Below are 21,765 nucleotides of genomic sequence, written 5' to 3'. Positions count from 1 at the left end.
CGGACAGGCGCGTGGCGTCCGGCGCGCGTCAGGCGGGAAGCGCGTCGTTGTCGTCCGCGCGCCTCGCGTGGCCCGGCAGCAACTGGCAGACGAGGAGCCCGGCGAGCATCAGCGCGCAGCCCGCGAGCGCGCGCAGCGACAGCGTCTCGCCGAGCGCGGCCCAGCCGGCGATCGCGGCGAACACGCCTTCCATGCTGAAGATCACGGCCGCGTGCGCGGGGGCGGCGTCGCGTTGCGCGACGACCTGCAGCGTGTAGCCGACGCCGACCGACAGCAGCCCGCCGTACAGCAGCGTCGGCAGCGCGCGCACGAGCGTCGCGCGGTCGAGGGGCTCGGTCGCGAGCCCGAGCGCGAGACACAGCGCGCCGCAGACGACGAACTGCATGAACGACAGCGCGAGCGGGTCGTGCCGGCGCACGAGGTGCCCGACCGCGATCACGTGGACCGCGATCACGATCGCGCCCGCGAGCTGGAACCAGTCGCCGTACAGCATCGAGAAGTGCTCGTCGACGCTGAGGAAATACAGGCCGATCGCCGCGAGCAGCGCGCCGAGCCACGTGCCGGCGCCCGTGCGATGCCGGAAGAACACGCCGATGATCGGCACGAGCACCACGTAGAGCGAGCTGATGAAGCCCGCGTTCGCGATCTTCGTGTATTGCAGCCCGATCTGCTGCAGCGAGATCGACACCGCGAGCAGCCCGCCCAGCGCGAGCCCCGGCAGCAGCAGCGTCCGGTCGCGCGCGACGGCCGCGCAGTGCGCGCGCGCTGCGCCGTTCAGGCGCAGCAGCGGCACGAGCACCGCCGCGCCGAGCAGGAAGCGCAGCCCGGTGAACAGGAATGGGCCGATCACGGCGAGGCTCAGCCGCTGCGCGACGAACGCCGATCCCCAGATCGCGGCGGCGGTGAGCATCAGCAGATTGGCGCGGAGGTGCTTGCGGGCGTCGTGTTTCATGCGGCGGAAGAGCGGGCGAAAGCCGTGCGAAAGACGGCAAATCGGCAAACGAAAACCTGACAGTCTACTCGCGTCCGGCCGATTGCGCCGGCCCGGCCAGGCTGTCGGCGAAGCGCCGCAGCGTGTCGACCGAGCGCGCGTCGCGCACCCGCGAATACAGCGCGACTTGCGAGTCGGGCAGCGCCGGCAGGCCGAGGCGCGCACCGACGTCGACGAGCGAGCGCGGCGCGACACGGCGCGCCAGCGGACACACCGCAAGACCCGCGGCGGCGGCGGCCGCGACGGCCGCGATGCCGCCGCCCGTGAAGCGCTCGCGCCACCGCACGCCGGCACGCTCGAGCGCGCGCAGCGCGGCCGCGCGCACGCCGCACGGGCCCGCCAGCACCGCGAGCGGCAGCGGCTCGTCCGCGCGCGGCGCCCAGCCGGGCGCGGCAAGCCACGCGAGCGGCTCGGTGAAGAGCGGCGTCGCGCCGTCGCGCGGCGGGTCCTCGCCCGGCTCGTGGCGCACGAACGCCGCGTCGAGCCGGCGCTCGTCGTATTGCGCAAGCAACCCGGCTGACATCCCGACGTGCATCTCGAGCGCGAGCCCCGGATCGTGCCGGTTCAGGCCGGCGAGGACGGCGGGCAGATCCGGCACCGCGACGTGTTCGCTGACGCCGATCACGAGCCTGCGCTGCCCGGCCGACAGCGCGGCGAGCGCGCGCTCGTGCGCGTCGAGCAGGTCGCGCGCGGCGGGCAGGAACGCGGCGCCGACGGCGGCGAGCGTCACGCGCCGCGGCGTGCGTTCGAGGAGCGGCTTGCCGAGCTGTGCTTCGAGCCGCTTGAGCTTCAGGCTGACGGCCGATTGGGTGGTGCCGAGCGCGTCGGCGGCGCGCGTGAAGCTCGCGAGGTCGGCGACGAGAACGAACGCGCGAACGGCGTCGAGATCGAGCGGTTTCATTTCAAATGAAAATGGATGAAATATTCATTGATGTCTGTTTATTATAGATGACGAGGCCTAAGCTGCATGCGTATCCCAACCGTCAAGGAGAAACACGATGCCGTTCACCCGTATCGCATTGCGCGAAGGCAAGTCCGCCGAATACCGCCGGGCGCTGTCGGAGGGCGTTCATCGCGCGTTGCAACGCGCGTTCGACGTGCCCGTCGACGATATTTTCATGACCGTGACCGAGCACAGCGCCGATAATTTCTTTTATGGCCGCGACTATCTCGGGATCGCGCGCAGCGACGATCTGGTGATGATCCAGATCACCGCGAACAACACGCGCACGCTCGAGCAGAAGCGCGAGCTGTACCGGCTGATCGCCGACCATCTCGCCGAACGCCCGGGCGTGCGCCGCGAGGACGTGTTCATCAGCCTCGTCGAGGTGCTGAAGGAGGATTGGTCGTTCGGCAATGGCATCGCGCAGTATGTGAGCTGAAACTCGGCGCGCTCGGGCCGGTCGGACGGCTGAAGGCCGACGAGCTGACATGACAAGTTGAAACGCGGTGCGCCGGCGCGCGGGCGATTCGCTCGTCCGCACGCGGCGTTCCGCCTCATTGGCTGTAAAAAGGGCCGTGTACTATGGAGAACGTCGGAGTCCGTCGACGCGCGCGAGACGCGCAGCGGGCGGCCTGACCTACGCCGGAGCTTCCATGGCGCGCGTTCTGGAAATCGTATTGGACTTTCCGCTGCAGGGCTGGCAAGCCGGGCGCGGGTCGCGGGCGCGCACGGCGCGCGATCTCGGCGCGGAGCTTGCGCGGGCATGGCGGATCTGTCCGCCGGTGAAAATGCGCCGCGGGCACGAGCGCGTGACGATCGAGCCGTGCCGGTTCGTCGAGGCGCAGCCCGACGACGGCGGTCGCTGGCAGACCTGGATCGAGGCGACCGCGCAGGCGCGGCGCGTGATTGCGGTGCGCTGCCATCCGTTCGTGCCGGGCGTGACGGTGCGCGAGCGTTTCGACGACTACCGCGGCGACGTGCGGGTCGCGACGCCGGTCGCGGAGCATCATGCGTCGAGGGCGGCCCCATCGGCGTCGGATTCGCGCGATGCCGATGCCGATGCCGCCGAGCACGGCGCCGCGCCCCCCGAATCTCGATCCGCCGACCAGCCCGCGCATGGCTTCGTCGCCGAGCGCCGACACGGGCGCTGGCTCGACGCGGACGGCATCGAGGTCGAGCTGACGCTCGACGACATCGCGTTTGCGCCGGCCGCCGCGTTGTCCGAGACCACCCGTGCCGTCCCTTCGCGCATCTGCGAATTGCGTCTCGCCGTTGCCGATCCTGACGATCCCGCCGCGCGCGCCGCCGCGCTGCGCGCGCTCTTCAATGCGGCCCGCGAGCTGAGCGGCGCGTGGCCGGCGTCGCTGTCGCCGACGAGCGTTCTCGACCGCGCGTGCACGGGCGACGCGCCGGACGCGATCGGCGCGCCGGCGAAGGCGCAGTCGGTCGACTTGTCGAACGTGCGCACGCAGCGCGCGGCGTTCTTCGCGCTCGGCTGCGGCGTGACCGGGCAGTGGCTCGGCAACGAGGCCGGCGTGCGCGACAAGGCGGACCCGGAATACGTCCATCAGATGCGCGTCGCGCTGCGCCGGCTGCGCACGCTCGCGCGACTCTTCCCGCGCTATGCCGATGCAGCGTGGAAGGACGCGTTCTCCGGCGATATCGGCTGGCTCGGCGGGATGCTCGGCGCGGTGCGCGACTGGGACGTGTGCGTGACGTCGACACTGCCCGCTCTCGCCGCCGCCGACGGCGACGAGGCCGCGTGGGCGGGCACGCTCGATGCCGCCTGCGCGCAGGGCGACGCGGCGCGCGCCGAGTTGCGGCAGGCGCTCGGCACCGCGCGCTACACGCGGCTCGTGCTCGCGTGGCTCGAATGGCTGAGCCTGTTTCCGCTCGGGGAGGCCGATCCGGCGCACGGCAAGACGCTGTCGCTCAAGCGGTACGCGGCGAAGCGCGTGAGCCGGCTGTTCGGCCATCTGTACGGCGCGGGGCGCCTGACGACGCTCGACGCGGCCGCGCGTCACCGCGTGCGGATCGACGCGAAGCGGCTGCGCTACGCGCTGGAGTTCTTCTCGTCGCTCGCGTCGCGCCGCACGCGCGAGGGCACGGTGCGGCTGCTCGCGCGCGTGCAGAACGCGCTCGGCGAAGCGAACGACGCGGCCGTCGCGCTGCGCTGCCTCGAGCGGCTGTCCGCGCCGCCGTACCAGCTCGGCTTCGCGCGCGGCTACGGCGCAGCGGCGCAGCGCTATGCCGCGGAGGCGGCCGAGCAGATGCTGCGCGGGATGCGCGCGCCGAAGATCGGCGGCAGGAAGGCGTGACTATAATGGCCTCCCGTCTTGCTTCGCCGCGCCGATGACCGCCGATTCGTCCTCTTCCCGTCCCGATGCGCGCGCCGCGCGCGAGCCGCTCGCGCTGCGCGGCGAGCTGTGGTTGCGCGCGGGCGGGCAGACGCTCGGCGGCGCGGCCCGTATCGCGCTGCTCGCCGCGATCGGCGAGACCGGCTCGATCACGCGCGCGGCGAAGGCGGTCGGCCTCAGCTACAAAGGCGCGTGGGACGCTATCGACACGATGAACAACCTCGCGGGCGAGCCGCTCGTGCTGCGCTCGACGGGCGGCAAGGGCGGCGGCGGCACGACGCTCACGCCGCGCGCGACCGCGCTGATCGCGGCGTTTCGCGCGATCGAGCGCGAGCATCGGCGCTTCATCGACGCGGCGAGCGCGGCGGTCGAAGGCTTCGAGGTCAATTGGGAACTTATCGGGAGAATCGGCATGAAGACGAGCGCACGCAACCAGTTGTTCGGCAAGGTCCTGGCGGTCAAGCACGGCGCGGTGAACGACGAAGTGGTGCTCGCGCTGCCGGGCGAACACACGATCACGGCCGTGGTGACGCACGAGAGCACGCAGGAGTTGGGGCTCGCGCCGGGCGTCGAGGCCTGCGCGCTCGTGAAGGCGTCGTGGGTCGTGCTCGCGGTCGAAAACGGCTCGCCGCTCAGGCTGTCGGCGCGCAATCAATTGCACGGCGTCGTCGAGACGGTCACGCGCGGCGCCGTGAACAGCGAGGTGCTGCTTTCGCTCGACGGCGGCATGACGCTCGCGGCGATCGTCACGAACGACAGCGTCGACGCGCTCGGGCTCGCGAAGGGCGCGAGCGCGGTGGCGACATTCAAGGCGTCGAGCGTGATCCTCGCGGTCAACGGATGACGTCGCGGCCGCGCCGGCCGGGCGGCGAACGGCGGCACGCCCGCAGAGCCGGCTCATCGCTGCCGGCCTTCCGAATCCGCGGGCCGATTCGGGGCGACGATCGACGCCGCCGTCACCGCATGCTCGTCACCCATTCGGCGACCGGCGTATCGGGCAGCACGCGCCCCTCCTGGAGCCGCACGACCTGATCGCCGAACGCGGCGACGTCGTCCGGATCGTGCGTGATCAGCACCATCGGAATGTCGAGCCGCATCTGCAAGTCGGTCAGCTCGCGGCGCATCCGCTGGCGCATCGCGACGTCGAGCGCCGAGAACGGCTCGTCGAGCAGCAGGATTCGCGGCTGCGCGATCAGCGCGCGCGCGAGCGCGACGCGCTGCTTCTGCCCGCCCGACAACTGCGCAGGATAGTGTCCCGCCAGCGCTTCGAGCTCGAACGCGCGCAGCCAGTACGCGGCGGCGTCCGGCAGTTCCTTCGCGCGCGGATTGCGCCAGCCGCGCTTCAGCCCGAATGCGAGGTTCTGCCGGACATTCAGATGCGGAAACAGCGCGTAGTCCTGGAACAGGTACGCGACGCGGCGCGCCTGCGTCGGCACGTCGATGCCGCGCGTATCGTCGAACAGCGTGTCGCCGCCGATCGAGATCGTGCCCCGATCGGGCGCGAGCAGGCCGGCGATCGCCTGCAGCGTGAGGCTCTTGCCCGCGCCGGACGGCCCGAACAGCACGATGCGCTGCGCGTTCGACACGAACGACACGTCGAGCGTGAAGCGCCGCTCCGGTGTGACGAGCGTCTTGCGGATGTCGACGACGAGGCTCATCTCATCTCGCTCCGGCGAGCGCGCGCTGCGGCACGAGCCGCCCCGCGACGAGCAGAATCAGCACGCAGGTCGCGGACGTGACGAGCACGAGGAAGTTCGCGGTCGTGTCGTCGCCCGCCTGCACGGCCGCGTAGACCGCGACCGACAGCGTCTGCGTGCGTCCGGGCAGATTGCCCGCGATCATCAGCGTCGCGCCGAATTCGCCGAGCGCACGCGCGAACGCGAGCAGCGCGCCCGCGAGAATGCCGCGCGCGGCGAGCGGCAGCGTCACGCGAAAGAAAATTCCGGCTTCGCTGATGCCGAGCGTGCGGGCCGCGCGCTCGAGCTGCGGGTCGACCGCCTCGAACGCGGCGCGCGCGGACTTCAGGATCAGCGGAAACGCGACGACCATCGACGCGATCACCGCGCCTTGCCACGTAAACACGAGCTGGATGCCGAGCCGGTCGAGCCACGCGCCGAGCACGCCGCGGCGGCCGAGCAGCACGAGCAGGTAGTAGCCGAGCACTGTCGGAGGCAGCACGAGCGGCAGCGTCAGCAGTGAATCGATCACGTCGCGCGCGCCGGAGCGCCAGCGCGCGAGCGCATAGCCCGTCGCGACGCCGAGCACGAGATCGAGCGCCGTCGCCCAGCCGGCAACCTTCAGCGACAGCAGCAGCGGAACCCAGGCGTCGTGCATCGCGCATTCCGGTCAGTTCGAGGCGCTCGCGCCGTTCGCGGCCGGCTTGAAGCCGTACTTCGCGAGCACCGCCTGGCCCGCGGGCGACAGCACGAACGCGACGAAGCCCTGCGCGGCGGCCGCGTGCCGGCTGTCCTTGACGACGGCGATCGGATAGGTGATCGGCGTTTGCGTTGGGACGGTCAGCGCGACTTTCACGCGCTCGGGCATCACGGCCGCGTCGGTGCCGAACACGAAGCCCGCGTCGACTTCGCCGCGCGCGACGTAGTCGAGGCTCTGGCGCACGTTCGCGGCGAGCACGCCCTTGGCGCTGACGTCGTTCCACACGCCGGCCGCCTTCAGCGCGCCCTCGGTGTAGCGGCCGACGGGCACCGACGCAGGATCGCCGAACGCGACGCGCTTCACGGCGGGCGCGGCCAGATCGCGCAGCGAGCCGAACGTCGCGCGGCTGTCGGCGGGCACGATCAGCACGAGCGAGTTCGCGGCGAAGTCGCGGCGCGTGCCGTCGGCGATCACGCGCTCGGCGGTCGCGCGATCCATCGCCTTCTGGTCGGCCGACGCGAATACGTCGGCCGGCGCGCCCTTCGCGATCTGCTGCATCAGGACGTCGGACGCGCCGAAGTTGAACAGGATCTTCGTACCCGGATGCTGCTTCTCGTAGGCATCGCCGACTGCCTTGAACGCATTGGTGAGGCTCGCCGCGGCCGACACGACGAGCTCGTCGGCGGCATGCGCGGCCGGCGCGGCGAAGCCGGCGGCGAGCGCGAACAGCGTGGCGACAAGCAGGAACAGGCGGCGGGCAGAACAGGCGGGAGCGGACATGGCGGGAAACGATGAGGTGGACGGAAACCGTAATCGTAATATACGCGAGGTGATAGCGGATCGGATTGCTGGACTGTGCTGCTGCTGCATGACGCCGCAGCGAGGTGGGAGGCGGGGGATTCGGCGTGGGGATTGGCGGAGCGGCTGATCGGAGGATCAGCGGGGCAGAAAGGCCGATCGGCGCCCCCACGGGCCTGCGGCCCCTCCAGCGGACTGTCGGTGATCCTTACGCGTGCTCGACGGCGGCGGGCATGCCGAACGTCTGCTGCTGAGCCGGCCGCGACGCGGGCCGGTAGTTCGGATTCGCCTTCCAGCGCGCCCGCACGTACGGCCGTTCGTGACCGGAGAGTTGCAGTGCGACCGCAGTGACCCAGCGGTGCGACGGCACGGTGACGCCGTGCAGCGCGATCGTGACGGCCACGAGACTCGTCACGACGGCGGGCGCCGACCAGCGGTGCGGCGTCGCGCGCCAGGAGCCGGCGATGAACGACAGCGCGGCGAGTGCGCCGATCACGCAGCCCGTGACCGCCTCGGACGGCGAATGCGCGTCGAGCGCGACGCGCGACAGCCCGACGGCCACTCCCGCCGCAAGCCCGACGACGATTCCCGCGATACGCACGGCTGGCTTCGCGCGGGCGAGCGCGAGAAACATCGCGACCGGATAGACTGATGTCGACAGCATCGCGTGGCCGCTGAAGCCCGTGAAATCCCACGCGCGCACGCCGATGCCCCAGCCGAGGAACGCGATTTTCGTGAGCGCGACGGCGCCGATCGCAACGCCGAGCACGGCGAGCCATGCGGCGGCGCGGCGAAGCGAATAGCCGAGCGCAAGCCAGACGGCGATCGTGACGGCGAGGGGCAAGGTCAGGCCGACACCGCCTAGGGCGGTGATCGAGATCCACAGACGGGGCGGCAAATCGAACATCGGGGCTGCGGGCAGGTACGGAGAATGCGGGATACTTGCTTAACGCATGAGCCGGAAATAGCGACTACAACGAAGACAAGCGCGAGCACCCAGTATACCGGTCGGCACGGGCCGCGCTCCGATCGTAAGCCGGCAGGGAACTATCGGGTGTCAGGATAAATCCCAGAAACAGTGGTATTGTGCATTGCACAAACCAAAACGATTGAACCCATTGCGGTGTCCCAATTTTCTGACTGCGAGCCCCGACCGATGACCAAAAGTCTGACGAAATTCTGGCTGGGCGGTGTGAAACGCTTGCTGCACATGCCGAACGCGCGGACGTCGAAGTCCGCTCTGAAGGCTGCCCAAAAGATGGCGGCCGACTGGCCGTTCTCCGAAACCGTCGCCGCTGTCGCGACGCCCGCCGAGCCGGCCCCGCCCGTCGCGCGCGAGTCGCGCGTGCGGCCGCGCGCCGCCGCATGGGCGGGCGGCGAATGGATTCGTGCCGATCACCCGCTGCCGCCTGCGTTCGGGCGCTTCGTCAAGCATCTCGAATACGGGCTGTACGTGCCGCCCGGCGTGAAGACAGACGGCCTGCCGCTCGTCGTGATGCTGCACGGCTGCAAGCAGGACATGGATCAGTTCTCGCAAGGCACGCGGATGAACCTGCTCGCGGACCGATACGGCTTTGCCGTGCTCTATCCTGAGCAGTCGCTCAGCGCGCACGCGCACGGTTGCTGGCATTGGTACGAAGACACCGTGCATGGCGGGCGCGGCGAAGCGCAGGCGGTCGTTGCGCTCGTCGACGCGCTCGTCGCCGAACGCGGCTTCGACGCGTCGCGCGTCTATGCGGCCGGCCTGTCGGCGGGAGCGGGGCTCGTGACGCTGCTCGCGCTGCACTTTCCGCAGCATTTCGCGGCCGTGGCGCTCCATTCGGGGCCGGCGTTCGGCGATGCGCATTCCGGGATCACCGCAATGGACGTGATGCGCCGCGGCCTGCACCGCAATCCCGCCGTCGTCGTCGACGCGCTCGTCGAGCCGGGCTCGCATCCGGGGATGCCGGCCCTCATCGTGCATGGCGATGACGATCGCGTCGTCGTGCCGAAGAACGCGGACGAACTTGCTATACAGTTCCTGCGGCTGAACGGCCTCGCCAATCCCGACGGCGAACCGGCGGGCGTCGAGCGTTTCGAGACGCGCGCAGCCGACGTGCGCACGATCGACTACCGTTGCGACGGCGAATCGGTCGTGCGCCTCTGCCGGGTCCACGGTCTCGCGCACGCGTGGGCGGGCGGCGACGACAGCGTGCCGTTCCATTCGGCGGCCGGTCCCGACGCGAGCGAATTGATCTGGTCTTTCTTCGCGTCTCGCGCGCGGGCGACTGTCGCGTCGTAACGACGCACGCACGGGAACGGCTGGCACCAGTTCAGGGTTTTCCCTATAATGCGGGTAAATACCTAAGAGAAAACCCTTGGATTGGAGTGACCGATCATGTATCTGCTGAGCCGCCTGTTCCTGTTCCTGACGAAGTCGCCCGAGCAACGCGCGAAGGAACGCGCCGATGCGTATCTCGCCGGCGCATCCGATCTGTACGATCTCGAATTCCGGATGCGCAAGCTCGATCGCGAAGCCGCACTCGATCGTGCGTAATTTCGCGTTAAACGCATACTGAATTTATACGCATAAAGTCGCCAAAGCGAAAAAAGGGCGCGCCGGCTCTGGCCTGCGCGCCCTTTTTGTCATGCCGGCGCTCGCGCGCTGCCCTTACTGTCGTTACGCAACGACGAGGCGCACCGCGACGTTGTTGCGCGTCGCATTCGAGTACGGGCAGACCTGGTGCGCACGATCGATGAGCGCCTTCGCGGCCGCCACGTCGAGCCCGGGCAGCGCGACGCGCAGCTCGACGTCGAGCGCAAATCCCCCTTCCTCGTTCGGGCCGATGCCCACTTCTGCGGTGACAGTCGTGTCCGCGGGCAGCGTCTGCTTGTTCTGGCCCGCGACAAACTTCATCGCGCTCAGGAAGCATGCCGAATAGCCGGCGGCGAAGAGCTGCTCGGGGTTCGTGCCTTCGGCGCCCGCGCCGCCCAGCTCGCGCGGCGCGGCGAGCTTCACGTCGAGCTTCTGATCGTGGGACGTCGCGCGGCCGTCGCGGCCACCGGTGCTGGTTGCTGCCGTTTTGTACAGAATGTTCATGCTGGACTCCTGTTTCGTGAGAGGAATGGGCCTCGACGAATCGCAATGCTCGGGCCACGACAGAAATATAGCTAGCTAATCATTAGTGTGCAAATTAATTTTTGAGGGTGTGATCCGATAGACGAAGGCGAGGGTGGTCAGGCGTCGTCGGCGTCCGCCAGCGCTTGACGCAGTCGCGTCAGATCCTCGCGCAGCCGGATCAGGAAATCGGGCGTCTGGCGCATCGCGCAAAACAGCTCGGCGGGCACGGACCGGGCCTTGTGCTTGAGCGCTGCGCCTTCGGCGGTGAGCCGGGCGTGGACGATCCGCTCGTCGTTCGTGTCGCGCACCCGCTCGATGTAGCCGAGCGCCTCCAGGCGCTTCAGGAGCGGCGTGACCGTCGCGGGATCGAGGCTGAGCCGCGCGGCGATGTCCTTGACGGCCATGTCGTCGGATTCCCACAGCACGAGCATTGCGAGGTATTGCGGATAGGTGAGCGCGAGCTTGTCGAGCAGCGGCTTGTACGCTTTCGTCATCGCGAGCGACGTCGAATAGAGCGCGAAGCAGAGTTGGTCGTCGAGCGTGAGCGGGAAAGTCGGCGAGTCGTTCATGGCGAAAGTTTCGATAAGGTGCAAAAGATTCGTGTACTAACGATTTTGCGCCTAACCATGCCGATTGGCGAGAGGCGAGGATCGATCAAAAGGGGAGCCGGCGAATCGGGTGATCGCCGCCACGGCGGCAGCGGCAGCGGTATCGTCGAGCTCAATGGCAGCGAGGCCGACGGCGCCGGACCTGGCGGACGGCGAAAGCCGGCGGGCGCGAATGCGCCGCAGCGGGCGGCGACGGAATGCGTGTCGAGTGCGGGAGCGTGTGGAAAGAGGGCGAGAGGACGCTATGGCGATGCCGTTTCGCGGGAGGGGCGTTTTCGTTGCGATGCGGCGTCGCCGTCGGGCGATTCGTCGATTCCCTCATTTGACGCCGCGTTCGTGCCGTTTTCCTCGCTAAAGCAGCATCGCGGCCCTGCCGGCCAATCGGCGCCGTACGATGACCTGCGCGGGACGCCCACGCTTTCGCGCGGCCATCCCGCTTCCGGCCGGGGCGCTCACCGATCGGGGGCGTTCGGCAGCTTCGACGCCCCGGGCTCCTGCACGCCGAAGCAGCCGCGATAGGTCGCGTAGAACGAGCAGTAAAGCATCGCGGTGATGACGATCGATGCCGGCATCATCACCGCGAGCGCGTATGCGCCGGCGCCGAGCGCCTGCATCAGCGCGGCGAGCCCGAACGACACGCCGAGCGCGAGCCCGAACCACAGCAGCCCGTAGACAGTGAACGCGCCCTTGTTGCGCCAGCAGCTCACGACGCTGAAGAACAGCGCCTTCACGGGCGGAATGTCGTGCCACGCGGTCAGCACCGGCGCGAACCAGAACATCATCGCGACCGGCGCGTACAGCGCGGCCGCGATCAGCACCGCAATCTTGACGCCCGGCGAATCGAGCGCTTCCGGCCCGAGGTTTTCGGCGCCGAGGCCGAACATGATCTTCAGCAGCGTGCCGCCGTCGCCGAGCGCCGAGCACGCGAACACGGCCGCCATCGATACGATGTAAAGCCCGCCGAGCGTGAACAGCCGCTGCGTGACGATCGGCCCGTACGAGCGGAAGCCGTCGATCAGGATCGTCGGCAGCACCTGCTTGCCGGCGATCGTGTCGCGGCACGCCGCCATGAAGCCGACCGCGATGCCGGGAATGAACAAGAGCGGCAGCGCGGCGCCGATCACGGGCACGAGCGACACCAGCATCATCGCGAGCAGGTACGTGAAGAACAGCGTGACGAACGCGAGCGGATTGCGCCGGAATAGCCAGATGCCCTGGCGGAACCACACGTAGCCGGTCTTGGCGGAGACTTCGATCAGTTGCATGCGTGGGTCTCGGGGAGCGCGCCCGCGTGCGCGATGCGTTCGCGCAGGATGCGTTCGAAATGGCCCGGGTCGTGCGGCTTCAGCATCTGCGCGGCGCGGGGGAGGTGGAAATCATACAGGCGCGATACCCAGAAGCGGTACGCGCCCGCGCGCAGCATGTCGCCCCAGTGGCGGCGCTCGTCCGCGGTGAACGGGCGCACCGTCTGGTACGCACGCAGCAGCGCGTCGGCGCGAGCGGCGTCGAGCGCGCCCGTCGGCAGATCGACGCACCAGTCGTTGACCGTCACCGCGACGTCGAACAGCCATTTGTCGCAACCGGCGAAGTAGAAATCGAAGAAGCCGCCGAGCCGCACCGAGTGGCCGGTGTCCGGGGCCGCGTGCGCGAAGAGCGCGTTGTCGCGGAACAGGTCGCAATGGCATGGGCCTTCCGGCAGCGCCGCGTAGTCGTCCGATGCGAAGAACGCGGCCTGGTGCGCGAGCTCGCTTTCCAGCAGCGCGCGCTGCTCGCCCGTGATGAGCGGCGCGATCGCAGGCACCGTGTCGCGCCACCACGGCAGGCTGCGCAGGTTCGGCTGATGCCGCGGATAGTCGCGGCCCGCGAGGTGCATGCGCGCGAGCATCTGGCCGACTTCGACGCAGTGCTCGACGCCGGGCGCGAGCTCCGCCGCGCCTTCGAGCTTCGTGACGATCGCGGCCGGCTTGCTGTGCAGCTCGCCGAACAGCGTGCCGTCGTCGCGCGCGACGGGCGCGGGCACGGGCACGCCGTGCTTCGCGAGATGGCTCATCAGATCGATGTAGAACGGCAGTTGCCCGGCCGTCAGGTTTTCGAAGATCGTGAGCACGTATTCGCCGCGCGTCGTCGTCAGGAAGAAGTTGCTGTTCTCGATGCCGGACGGGATGCCGCGGAACGCGACAACGTCGCCGAGATCGTAGTGGCGCATCCAGAGTGCGAGGTCAGCGTCGGAAACTGCGGTGAAAACGGCCATGCAGGAAACATCGGTTCGGGTTGGCGCGCCGGCGGCGCGCCGGTGTCGCAAAAAGGGCGGAAGGGAGCCGGCGCCGCGCGGCGCCGGCGGTGCGTCAATAGTGCAGGTTGACGGACGGAAGGCGGGTGACCGGCACGCCGGCGTCATGCGGGCGCGGCGACGTGTCGGGCGACGCGCTCATCTGATAGCGGGTGCCGAAGTTCGACTTCACGTTGATCTCGACCGGCTTGCCGCGATCCCGGAATTCGGTGACTTCGGTGCCGTTCTTGCTTTTTTCGTGAAAGCTCGGCGTGCGCCGCACGTCGTTGAAATCGACCTTCGACGTCACTTCGGCGCCGGGGCGGTTGATCTTCGTGAGATCGGGCAGCCCGGCCGCCTCGTTGGCCGCGGCCTGGGCCTTTGCGTCGGCGGCTGCCTGGGCGGCGTCGGCGGCGCAGGCGGGGCCGCCGAGAGCGAGTGCCGTCAGGGCGGCGGCGAAAAGGAGCGGCTTCATCGTGTTTCTCCCATTGAACTATTCGATTTTAGCAAATACCGGCGTCATGCCGATGCCGTTCGACGATGCGCGGGCGGCCTTGCCGTCGCGATGGGCATCGGCCGCGCGAGCGGGTTCCGTGATAATGTCGAAAAGACCAGAAGAGGCACAGCTCCATGAAGAACGATCCCAACCGCCGTTTCCGGACGCATACGCCGGGCAGTCCATCCGTCGAAGCGTTCGACGACCCGATCGCCGCCGTCGCGCGGCTCTCCGAGATCTACGAGACGAACACCGCGTTCCTGCGCGACGCGTTCGCGCGCTATCGCCGCAACGATTCGTTCGACGAGCGCGTGCGCGCGTGCTATCCGTTCGTGCGCATCCGCACCGACGTCAACACGCACATCGATTCGCGCCGCTCGTACGGCTTCGTCGCCGGCCCCGGCGTGTTCGAGACGACCGTCACGCGCCCGGACCTGTTCGCGAACTACTACCGCGAGCAATTGCGCCTGCTCGCGAAGAACCATCACGTGCGGATCGAAGTCGGCGTGTCGGCGCAGCCGATTCCGGTTCACTTCGCGTTCTCCGAAGGAATCCATCTCGAAGGCGATCTCGACCGCGACCGCCTCGTCGCGATGCGCGACGTGTTCGATACGCCGGATCTCGCGTACCTCGACGACCGGATCGTCAACGGCACATACGAGCCCGCGCCGGGCGAGCCGCATCCGCTCGCGCTCTTCACGGCGGCGCGCGTCGATTTCTCGCTGCATCGGCTGCGCCACTACACGGCGACGCTGCCGACGCATTTCCAGAACTACGTGCTTTACACGAACTACCAGTTCTACATCGACGAATTCGTGAAGCTCGGCCGCACGATGATGTCGGCGAGCGACGATCCCGACGTGCGCGCGTACCGCAGCGAATATACGGCGTTCGTGGAGCCGGGCGACGTGATCACGTACAACGCGAACCTCGGCGACGAGGAGAGCGAAGGCATGCCGCCGCCGCGCGCGCCGCAGATGCCCGCGTATCACCTGAAGCGCGCGGACGGCAGCGGGATCACGATGGTCAACATCGGCGTCGGACCGTCGAACGCGAAGACGATCACCGATCACATCGCGGTGCTGCGCCCGCACGCGTGGGTGATGCTCGGCCACTGCGCGGGGCTGCGCAATACGCAGCGCCTCGGCGACTACGTGCTCGCGCACGGCTACGTTCGTGAGGATCACGTGCTCGACGCGGATTTGCCGCTATGGGTGCCGATTCCGGCGCTCGCCGAAGTGCAGGTCGCGCTCGAGCGCGCGGTCGCGCAGGTCACGCAGCTCGAAGGCGTCGAGCTCAAGCGCGTGATGCGCACGGGCACGGTGGCGAGCGTCGACAACCGCAACTGGGAGTTGCGCGACCATCGCGAGCCGGTGCAGCGGCTGTCGCAGAGCCGCGCGATCGCGCTCGACATGGAAAGCGCGACGATCGCCGCGAACGGCTTTCGCTTCCGCGTGCCGTATGGCACGCTGCTGTGCGTGTCGGACAAGCCGCTGCACGGCGAGCTGAAGCTGCCCGGGATGGCCGATCAGTTCTATCGTGGGCAAGTCGATCAGCATCTGCAGATCGGCGTGAAGGCGATGGAGATACTCCGCACGAACGGGCTCGACCGGCTGCATAGCCGCAAGCTGCGCAGCTTTGCGGAAGTGGCGTTCCAATAGCGCGGCGAAGCCGACGAGCGCGGCGTTGCGGCGTTGCAGCGATTGCGCGAATCGCGGAAAGCAGAAAGGCCGTCCATGATCCGATCATGGACGGCCTTTTCATTTCGCGTCGACGGCATCGCCGACGGTCGCCGCGCGGTGACGGTGACGCGCCACGTCGCCGCGGCGCGATTAGTCGCCGCGCGTCAGCACTCGCCTTTCTTTGCGTGTCCCGGCGGGCAGAAGCCGCGATGGCGGTGATGCTCTTCCCACTCGCGACGTTCCCAGTAGCGATCGCCATCCCAGTAGCGGTCGCCGTGCCAGCCGACGACGATCGCGGGCGCGGGGGCGACGAGGACGGGCGCCGGCGCCGGCGCGACGACGACAGGCGCGGGCGCGCCGATGTTGACGTCGACGTTCACGGCATGCGCCGCGCCCGACAGCGCGATACCGATACCGGTCAATGCAAAGGCGATCAACGAGCGTTTCATGTTCTGTTCCTCACGAGTTGAAATGAGCGTCCGTTCCGACGTGTGCGGGCGTCGAGCCCCGAACCCGCCGCGTCCGTTTCGACGGACACGCTGCAGGACGGAGTGTGGCGGTGCGATGGATTAATTGACGTGTGGATTTGTAACGGCGCGTTCGCGCATGGTTTGCGCGCACGGATGCGGGTAGCGCCTTGCTTGACAATCCGGTCGGCGCTCGGGCCGCATTGCGGCACATCGCGCGCCGAATTTGACATTTACCCTGCGGCGGGTGAAACGAACGGTTACGAAGTGCGCGCCGCGCCGCGTGCCGGCTGCCGTTTTCGGCCGCCGCGGCGCACGAAAAAACGGGCGGACGCCTCGTCGGCTCCGCCCGTCCGGCGATGCGCGATGCACGCGCCGTTACAGATAGAACATCCGGTCTTCTTCGGGCCGCGGCGGGTGCGCCTCCTCGGTTTCCTCGCCGCGATCCTCGTAGAACGCGAGCACCGCTTCGAGCACCTGGTCCGGATCGTCGATCACCTTCATCAGGTTCATGTCGTCCGGATTGATGAGGCCCATCGGGATCATCTGGTCGCGGAACCACTGCAGCAGGCCGCTCCAGAATGCGCTGCCGACGAGCACGATCGGCACGAGCCGCGACTTCTTCGTCTGGATCAGCGTGAGCACTTCGGACAACTCGTCGAGCGTGCCGAAGCCGCCCGGCATCACGATCACCGCGTCCGAATTCTTCACGAACGTGACCTTGCGCGTGAAGAAATGGCGGAAGCGCAGCGAGATGTCCTGGAAGTGGTTGCCGGCCTGTTCGTGCGGCAGCTCGATGTTCAGGCCGACGGACGGCGCCTTGCCGGCGTGCGCGCCCTTGTTCGCCGCTTCCATGATGCCCGGCCCGCCGCCCGAGATCACGGCGAAGCCGGCGTCGGACAGCTTGCGCGCGATCTGCACGGCGAGCTTGTAGTGCGCGGAATCCGGCTTCAGACGCGCGGAACCGTAGATGCTGACGGCAGGGCGGATCTCGGACAGGTACTCTGTCGCCTCGATAAACTCTGCCATAATCGTGAACATCTGCCACGAAGCGCGGGCCTTCTTCGCCGTCGCGCGTTCTTGATCTGCGAGCGAACGCAGACTCGGAATCACTTTTCTCTTATTCATAATGCCTGAAGAACGAAATCTGGAAGGTAAGACCCTGCTATTGGTTGATGGTTCGAGCTATCTGTATCGGGCTTACCATGCGATGCCTGATTTGCGCGGCCCTGGCGGGGAGCCGACCGGAGCGCTCTACGGAATCATCAATATGCTGCGCCGCATGCGCAAGGATGTCAGTGCAGAGTATAGCGCGTGCGTGTTCGACGCCAAGGGCAAAACCTTCCGCGACGATCTGTACGCCGATTACAAGGCGCACCGGCCGCCGATGCCGCCCGATCTCGCGCTGCAGATCGAGCCGATCCACGCGGCCGTGCGCGCGCTCGGCTGGCCGCTGCTGATGATCGAGGGCGTTGAGGCCGACGACGTGATCGGCACGCTCGCGAAGCAGGCCGAGCAGCATGGCATGAACGTGATCGTGTCGACGGGCGACAAGGATCTCGCGCAGCTCGTCACCGATCGCGTCACGCTCATCAACACGATGACGAACGAGGCGCTCGATCGCGACGGCGTGCTCGCGAAGTTCGGCGTGCCGCCGGAGCGGATCGTCGATTACCTGTCGCTCATCGGCGACACCGTCGACAACGTGCCGGGCGTCGAGAAGTGCGGGCCGAAGACGGCCGTCAAGTGGCTGACGCAATACGGCTCGCTCGACGGCGTCGTCGAGCATGCGGGCGAGATCAAGGGCGTCGTCGGCGACAACCTGCGCCGCGCGCTCGATTTCCTGCCGCTCGCGCGCCAGCTCGTGACGGTCGAGACCGCGTGCGAGCTTGCGCCGCACGTCGAATCGTTCGACGCGTCGCTCGCGACGGACGGCGAAGGCCGCGACGCGTTGCGCGACATCTTCGCGAAATACGGCTTCAAGACCTGGCTGCGCGAGCTCGACAGCGAATCCGCCGCGAACGGCGCGCTCGCCACGGTGGCCGCTGCCGGCGCCGCGCCGGACCCCGCAGGTGGCGCGACGGCCGAGCTGCCGCTCGCCGCTGCGCGCAACTACGCGACCGTGCAGACGTGGGAGCAGTTCGACGCGTGGCTCGCGACGATCTCCGCCGCCGAGCTGACCGCATTCGACACCGAGACGACATCGCTCGATCCGATGCTCGCGCAGATCGTCGGCCTGTCGTTCTCGGTGGAGCCGGGCCATGCCGCGTACGTGCCGCTCGCGCACCGCGGGCCGGACCTGCCCGCGCAACTGCCGCGCGACGAAGTGCTCGCGAAGCTCACGCCGTGGCTCGAGGACGCGAGCAGGAAGAAGCTCGGCCAGCATCTGAAGTACGACGCGCAGGTGCTCGCGAACTACGGGATCGCGCTGAACGGCATCGAGCACGACACGCTGCTTGAATCGTATGTGCTCGAATCGCACCGCACGCACGACATGGATAGCCTCGCGCTGCGCCATCTCGGCGTGAAGACGATCAAGTACGAGGACGTCGCGGGCAAGGGCGCGCAGCAGATCGGCTTCGACGAAGTCCCGCTCGACAAGGCGTCCGAATACGCGGCCGAGGACGCGGACATCACGCTGCAACTGCATCGCGCGCTGTATCCGCAGGTCGCGCGCGAGCCGGGGCTCACGCGCGTGTATCGCGACATCGAGATGCCGGTGTCGCTCGTGTTGCGCAAGATGGAGCGCACCGGCGTGCTGATCGACAGCGACCGGTTGAGCCGACAGAGCAGCGAGATCGCGACGCGGCTCGTCGAGCTCGAGCAGGAGGCCTACGCGCTCGCGGGCGGTGAATTCAATCTCGGCTCGCCGAAGCAGATCGGCCAGATCTTCTTCGAGCGGCTGCAGTTGCCCGTCGTCAAGAAGACGCCGAGCGGCGCGCCGTCGACCGACGAAGAGGTGCTGCAAAAGCTCGCCGAGGACTATCCGCTGCCGAAGCTGCTGCTCGAGCATCGCGGCTTGTCGAAGCTGAAGTCCACTTACACCGACAAGCTGCCGCGGATGGTCAACCCGAACACGGGCCGCGTGCACACGAACTATGCGCAGGCGGTGGCAGTCACGGGGCGGCTCGCGTCGAACGATCCGAACCTGCAGAATATCCCGGTGCGCACGGCGGAAGGGCGGCGCATCCGCGAGGCGTTCATCGCGCCGCCGGGCAGCAAGATCGTGTCGGCCGACTATTCGCAAATCGAGCTGCGCATCATGGCGCACATCTCGGAGGACGAGTCGCTGCTGCGCGCGTTCGCGCACGGCGAGGACATTCACCGTGCGACCGCGGCCGAGGTGTTCGGCGTGACGCCGCTCGAAGTGACGTCCGATCAGCGGCGCATCGCGAAGGTGATCAACTTCGGCCTGATCTACGGGATGAGCTCGTTCGGTCTCGCGTCGAATCTCGGCATCACGCGCGACGCGGCGAAGCTCTACATCGACCGCTACTTCCTCCGCTATCCGGGCGTCGCCCACTACATGGAGGAGACGCGCGCGCGGGCGAAAGAGAGGGGCTACGTCGAAACCGTGTTCGGCCGCCGCCTGTGGCTGCCCGAGATCAACGGCGGCAACGGGCCGCGCCGCCAGGCCGCCGAGCGCGCGGCGATCAACGCGCCGATGCAGGGCACGGCCGCCGATCTGATCAAGCTGTCGATGATCGCGGTCGACGACTGGCTCGAGCGCGGCGGCTTGCGCGCACGGATGATCATGCAGGTGCACGACGAACTCGTGCTCGAGGTGCCGGACGGCGAGCTGTCCGTCGTGCGCGAGAAGCTGCCCGAGATGATGTGCGGCGTCGCGAAACTGAAGGTGCCGCTCGTCGCCGAGGTCGGCGTCGGCGAGAACTGGGAAGAGGCGCACTGACGCGCCGCCCGCCCGGCCTTCGCGCCCGCGGGTACGCACCGTGCATCGTGCACGGTGCGTACCGTTTCCATCGAGTCGTGCTTCGTCGCTTTCCCGCTCGATCGAATTTGAGCGCTTGCGGTCGTCACACAAACTCCGGGACAATGCAAACTTGGGCGTCGCCGTATCCGTCGCGCACGGATGCGCTCGACGCCGAGGCGCTCGCGCGCCTAAAGTGTCCGAACTAGTTAGGATGTCGATTGGCGGCGAACGCAGGCGCGTTCGCCGCCGTGACCGCAGGCAGTCTCGAATCGTAAGGGGAATCGGATGCATCGTTTCATCATCGTCGGCGGCGGCGCGGGCGGGCTCGAACTGGCGACCCGCCTCGGAGACCGCTATGGCGCGCGCGGCAATCGGCAGGCGCGCGCGCTCGTGACCCTCGTCGACCGTTACCCGACCCATATCTGGAAACCCCTGCTGCATGAAGTGGCGGCGGGCAGCATGGATCCGTTCACGCAAGAGCTCGAATACGCGGCGCAGGCGCGCTGGCATGGCTTCGAATTCCATCAGGGCGAGCTGATCGCGCTCGATCGCGCGTCGCGCCGCGTGACGCTTGCCCCCGTCGCCGACAACGATGGCGCCGAGTTGCTGCCGCAGCGCGAGCTGGAATACGACACGCTCGTCATCGCGATCGGCAGCACGACGCATTATTTCGGCGTGCAGGGCGCGCAGGAGCATTCGATCGCGCTCGACACGGTCGCGGAGGCGGAGCGGTTCCGCAAGCGCCTGATCGCCGCGTGCATGCGTGCCGAGCATCAGCCCGCGGAGCCGGCCGTGCAGACCGCCGCCGCGGCCGGGCCGGCGGATGCGCCGGAGCTGGCGGATCCGCCGGCCTCGTCAGCATCGCCGGCCTTGGCCGGGCCGCGCATTCAGGTCGCGATCGTCGGTGGCGGCGCGACGGGCGTCGAGCTGTCCGCCGAACTGCGCAACACCGCGCAGGTGCTGTCCGCGTACGGGCTGCACAAGCTCGATCCGCGGCACGACATCGGCATCGTGCTGATCGAGTCGGGGGCGCGCATCCTGCCGGCGCTGCAGGAGCGCGTATCGACGGCGACCGGCGAATTGCTCGAGAAGCTCGGTGTGCGCCTGATGCTCGGCGAGCGCGTGACCGAAGTCGCGCCGGGCGTCGTGCGCACCGCGAGCGGCAAGAGCGTGCGGGCGGACCTGACGGTGTGGGCGGCGGGCATCAAGGCCCCTTCGGTGCTCGCGAAGCTCGATGGCCTCGAAGTGAACAAGCTCGGTCAGTTGGTCGTGCGCCGCACGCTGCAGACTGAAACCGATCCGAACATATTCGCGCTCGGCGATTGCGCGGGCTGCGAGTGGCCGGGCCACGAGCGGAACGTGCCGCCGCGCGCGCAAGCCGCGCATCAGCAGGCGAGCTTCATGCTGCGCGCGCTCGCCAACCGGCTCGAAGGCCGGCCGCTGCCCGAATTCACCTATCGCGATTTCGGCTCGCTGGTGTCGCTCGGGCACTTCAGCGCGGTCGGCAATCTGATGGGCGGGCTGATCGGCGGCAACATGCTGATCGAAGGGCTTTTCGCGCGCTTCATGTACATGTCGCTGTATCGGCTGCACGTCGCGGCGCTGCACGGTTATCCGCGGATGGTGCTCGACACGGTCGCACACTGGCTGCGGCGCTCGACGCTGCCGCGCGTGAAGCTGCATTAGCGCCGGTGTCGCGCGGGTGTCGGCGCGGCTCGGCCATGCCGACGTTCGACGCGACACACGG

General features: G+C 68.4%; 21 protein-coding genes. 8 read left to right on the top strand and 13 right to left on the bottom strand.

From position 1 onward, the window contains the following. Window positions 1–28: 28 nt before the first annotated feature. On the bottom strand, window positions 29–952 hold the full coding sequence (locus WT16_RS21540; protein WP_015603218.1) for a DMT family transporter: 924 nt from the start codon (window positions 950–952) through the stop codon (window positions 29–31). A 64-nt stretch (window positions 953–1,016) separates the two neighbouring features. After that, entirely contained in the window at window positions 1,017–1,892 is an 876-nt protein-coding gene (locus WT16_RS21535) for a LysR family transcriptional regulator (RefSeq protein WP_063534168.1), read from the bottom strand. Between the two features lie 97 nt (window positions 1,893–1,989). Between WT16_RS21535 and WT16_RS21530 the strand changes: the two genes are divergently transcribed. The 3 genes from WT16_RS21530 to WT16_RS21520 all read left to right on the top strand — a co-directional run bounded on the left by WT16_RS21530 (window position 1,990) and on the right by WT16_RS21520 (window position 5,135). Beyond that, window positions 1,990–2,373 (top strand): tautomerase family protein, encoded by a 384-nt coding sequence (locus WT16_RS21530; protein WP_006027915.1) that lies wholly within the window; start codon window positions 1,990–1,992, stop codon window positions 2,371–2,373. 214 nt (window positions 2,374–2,587) lie between these two features. Beyond that, window positions 2,588–4,252, top strand: a complete 1,665-nt coding sequence (locus WT16_RS21525) for a CHAD domain-containing protein (protein ID WP_063534167.1) — start codon at window positions 2,588–2,590, stop codon at window positions 4,250–4,252. A 34-nt stretch (window positions 4,253–4,286) separates the two neighbouring features. Then, window positions 4,287–5,135, top strand: coding sequence for a TOBE domain-containing protein (locus tag WT16_RS21520; protein ID WP_006027913.1), 849 nt, complete (start codon window positions 4,287–4,289; stop codon window positions 5,133–5,135). Between the two features lie 112 nt (window positions 5,136–5,247). Here the strand turns inward: WT16_RS21520 and WT16_RS21515 are convergent, their stop codons facing one another. From WT16_RS21515 to WT16_RS21500, 4 genes are all read right to left on the bottom strand, one after another. Next, on the bottom strand, window positions 5,248–5,949 hold the full coding sequence (locus WT16_RS21515; protein ID WP_059928872.1) for an ATP-binding cassette domain-containing protein: 702 nt from the start codon (window positions 5,947–5,949) through the stop codon (window positions 5,248–5,250). A 1-nt stretch (window position 5,950) separates the two neighbouring features. Then, window positions 5,951–6,625: a molybdate ABC transporter permease subunit gene (gene modB / locus WT16_RS21510; RefSeq protein ID WP_063534166.1), complete on the bottom strand. Its 675-nt coding sequence runs from the start codon at window positions 6,623–6,625 to the stop codon at window positions 5,951–5,953. 12 nt (window positions 6,626–6,637) lie between these two features. After that, on the bottom strand, window positions 6,638–7,447 hold the full coding sequence (modA, locus tag WT16_RS21505; protein WP_063534165.1) for a molybdate ABC transporter substrate-binding protein: 810 nt from the start codon (window positions 7,445–7,447) through the stop codon (window positions 6,638–6,640). 226 nt (window positions 7,448–7,673) lie between these two features. Next, window positions 7,674–8,372, bottom strand: coding sequence for a phosphatase PAP2 family protein (locus tag WT16_RS21500; RefSeq protein ID WP_006027909.1), 699 nt, complete (start codon window positions 8,370–8,372; stop codon window positions 7,674–7,676). Window positions 8,373–8,621: 249 nt separating this feature from the next. Here WT16_RS21500 and WT16_RS21495 point away from each other — a divergent pair, with 249 nt between their 5' ends. Then, entirely contained in the window at window positions 8,622–9,746 is a 1,125-nt protein-coding gene (locus WT16_RS21495; RefSeq protein WP_063534164.1) for a PHB depolymerase family esterase, read from the top strand. A 96-nt stretch (window positions 9,747–9,842) separates the two neighbouring features. Beyond that, window positions 9,843–10,001, top strand: a complete 159-nt coding sequence (locus WT16_RS21490) for a DUF3563 family protein (protein ID WP_004190391.1) — start codon at window positions 9,843–9,845, stop codon at window positions 9,999–10,001. A gap of 123 nt (window positions 10,002–10,124) precedes the next feature. Here WT16_RS21490 and WT16_RS21485 read toward each other — a convergent pair whose 3' ends face one another. The 5 genes from WT16_RS21485 to WT16_RS21465 form a co-directional block, all read right to left on the bottom strand. Further along, window positions 10,125–10,544 (bottom strand): organic hydroperoxide resistance protein, encoded by a 420-nt coding sequence (locus WT16_RS21485; RefSeq protein ID WP_006027907.1) that lies wholly within the window; start codon window positions 10,542–10,544, stop codon window positions 10,125–10,127. A gap of 137 nt (window positions 10,545–10,681) precedes the next feature. Then, on the bottom strand, window positions 10,682–11,134 hold the full coding sequence (locus WT16_RS21480) for a MarR family transcriptional regulator (RefSeq protein WP_006027906.1): 453 nt from the start codon (window positions 11,132–11,134) through the stop codon (window positions 10,682–10,684). 491 nt (window positions 11,135–11,625) lie between these two features. Continuing rightward, window positions 11,626–12,438 (bottom strand): BPSS1780 family membrane protein, encoded by an 813-nt coding sequence (locus WT16_RS21475; RefSeq protein ID WP_006027905.1) that lies wholly within the window; start codon window positions 12,436–12,438, stop codon window positions 11,626–11,628. Further along, on the bottom strand, window positions 12,429–13,424 hold the full coding sequence (locus WT16_RS21470; protein ID WP_009916868.1) for a homoserine kinase: 996 nt from the start codon (window positions 13,422–13,424) through the stop codon (window positions 12,429–12,431). The genes WT16_RS21475 and WT16_RS21470 overlap by 10 nt, the downstream gene beginning before the upstream one ends. A gap of 94 nt (window positions 13,425–13,518) precedes the next feature. Continuing rightward, window positions 13,519–13,917: a hypothetical protein gene (locus WT16_RS21465; RefSeq protein WP_009916869.1), complete on the bottom strand. Its 399-nt coding sequence runs from the start codon at window positions 13,915–13,917 to the stop codon at window positions 13,519–13,521. 155 nt (window positions 13,918–14,072) lie between these two features. Here WT16_RS21465 and WT16_RS21460 point away from each other — a divergent pair, with 155 nt between their 5' ends. After that, a complete protein-coding gene (locus WT16_RS21460) occupies window positions 14,073–15,599 on the top strand; it encodes an AMP nucleosidase (protein ID WP_006027902.1) in 1,527 nt (508 codons plus the stop codon). A gap of 185 nt (window positions 15,600–15,784) precedes the next feature. On the opposite strand, the gene WT16_RS21455 is transcribed toward WT16_RS21460, so the two are convergent. Beyond that, window positions 15,785–16,069, bottom strand: coding sequence for a hypothetical protein (locus WT16_RS21455; protein ID WP_015603466.1), 285 nt, complete (start codon window positions 16,067–16,069; stop codon window positions 15,785–15,787). A 396-nt stretch (window positions 16,070–16,465) separates the two neighbouring features. Beyond that, on the bottom strand, window positions 16,466–17,215 hold the full coding sequence (locus tag WT16_RS21450) for a TIGR00730 family Rossman fold protein (RefSeq protein WP_006027824.1): 750 nt from the start codon (window positions 17,213–17,215) through the stop codon (window positions 16,466–16,468). A gap of 1 nt (window position 17,216) precedes the next feature. Between WT16_RS21450 and polA the strand changes: the two genes are divergently transcribed. Next, window positions 17,217–19,997 carry a DNA polymerase I gene (gene polA / locus WT16_RS21445; RefSeq protein ID WP_015604049.1) on the top strand — a complete coding sequence of 927 codons (2,781 nt, stop codon included), beginning with the start codon at window positions 17,217–17,219 and terminating at the stop codon, window positions 19,995–19,997. Between the two features lie 306 nt (window positions 19,998–20,303). Beyond that, window positions 20,304–21,704 (top strand): NAD(P)/FAD-dependent oxidoreductase, encoded by a 1,401-nt coding sequence (locus WT16_RS21440; RefSeq protein WP_015603294.1) that lies wholly within the window; start codon window positions 20,304–20,306, stop codon window positions 21,702–21,704. Window positions 21,705–21,765 lie beyond the last annotated feature (61 nt).

The organism is Burkholderia sp. MSMB1589WGS, assembly GCF_001636105.1.
Taxonomy (GTDB): Bacteria; Pseudomonadota; Gammaproteobacteria; order Burkholderiales; family Burkholderiaceae; genus Burkholderia; species Burkholderia humptydooensis.
This window is presented reverse-complemented; position numbering and strand designations above follow the sequence as displayed.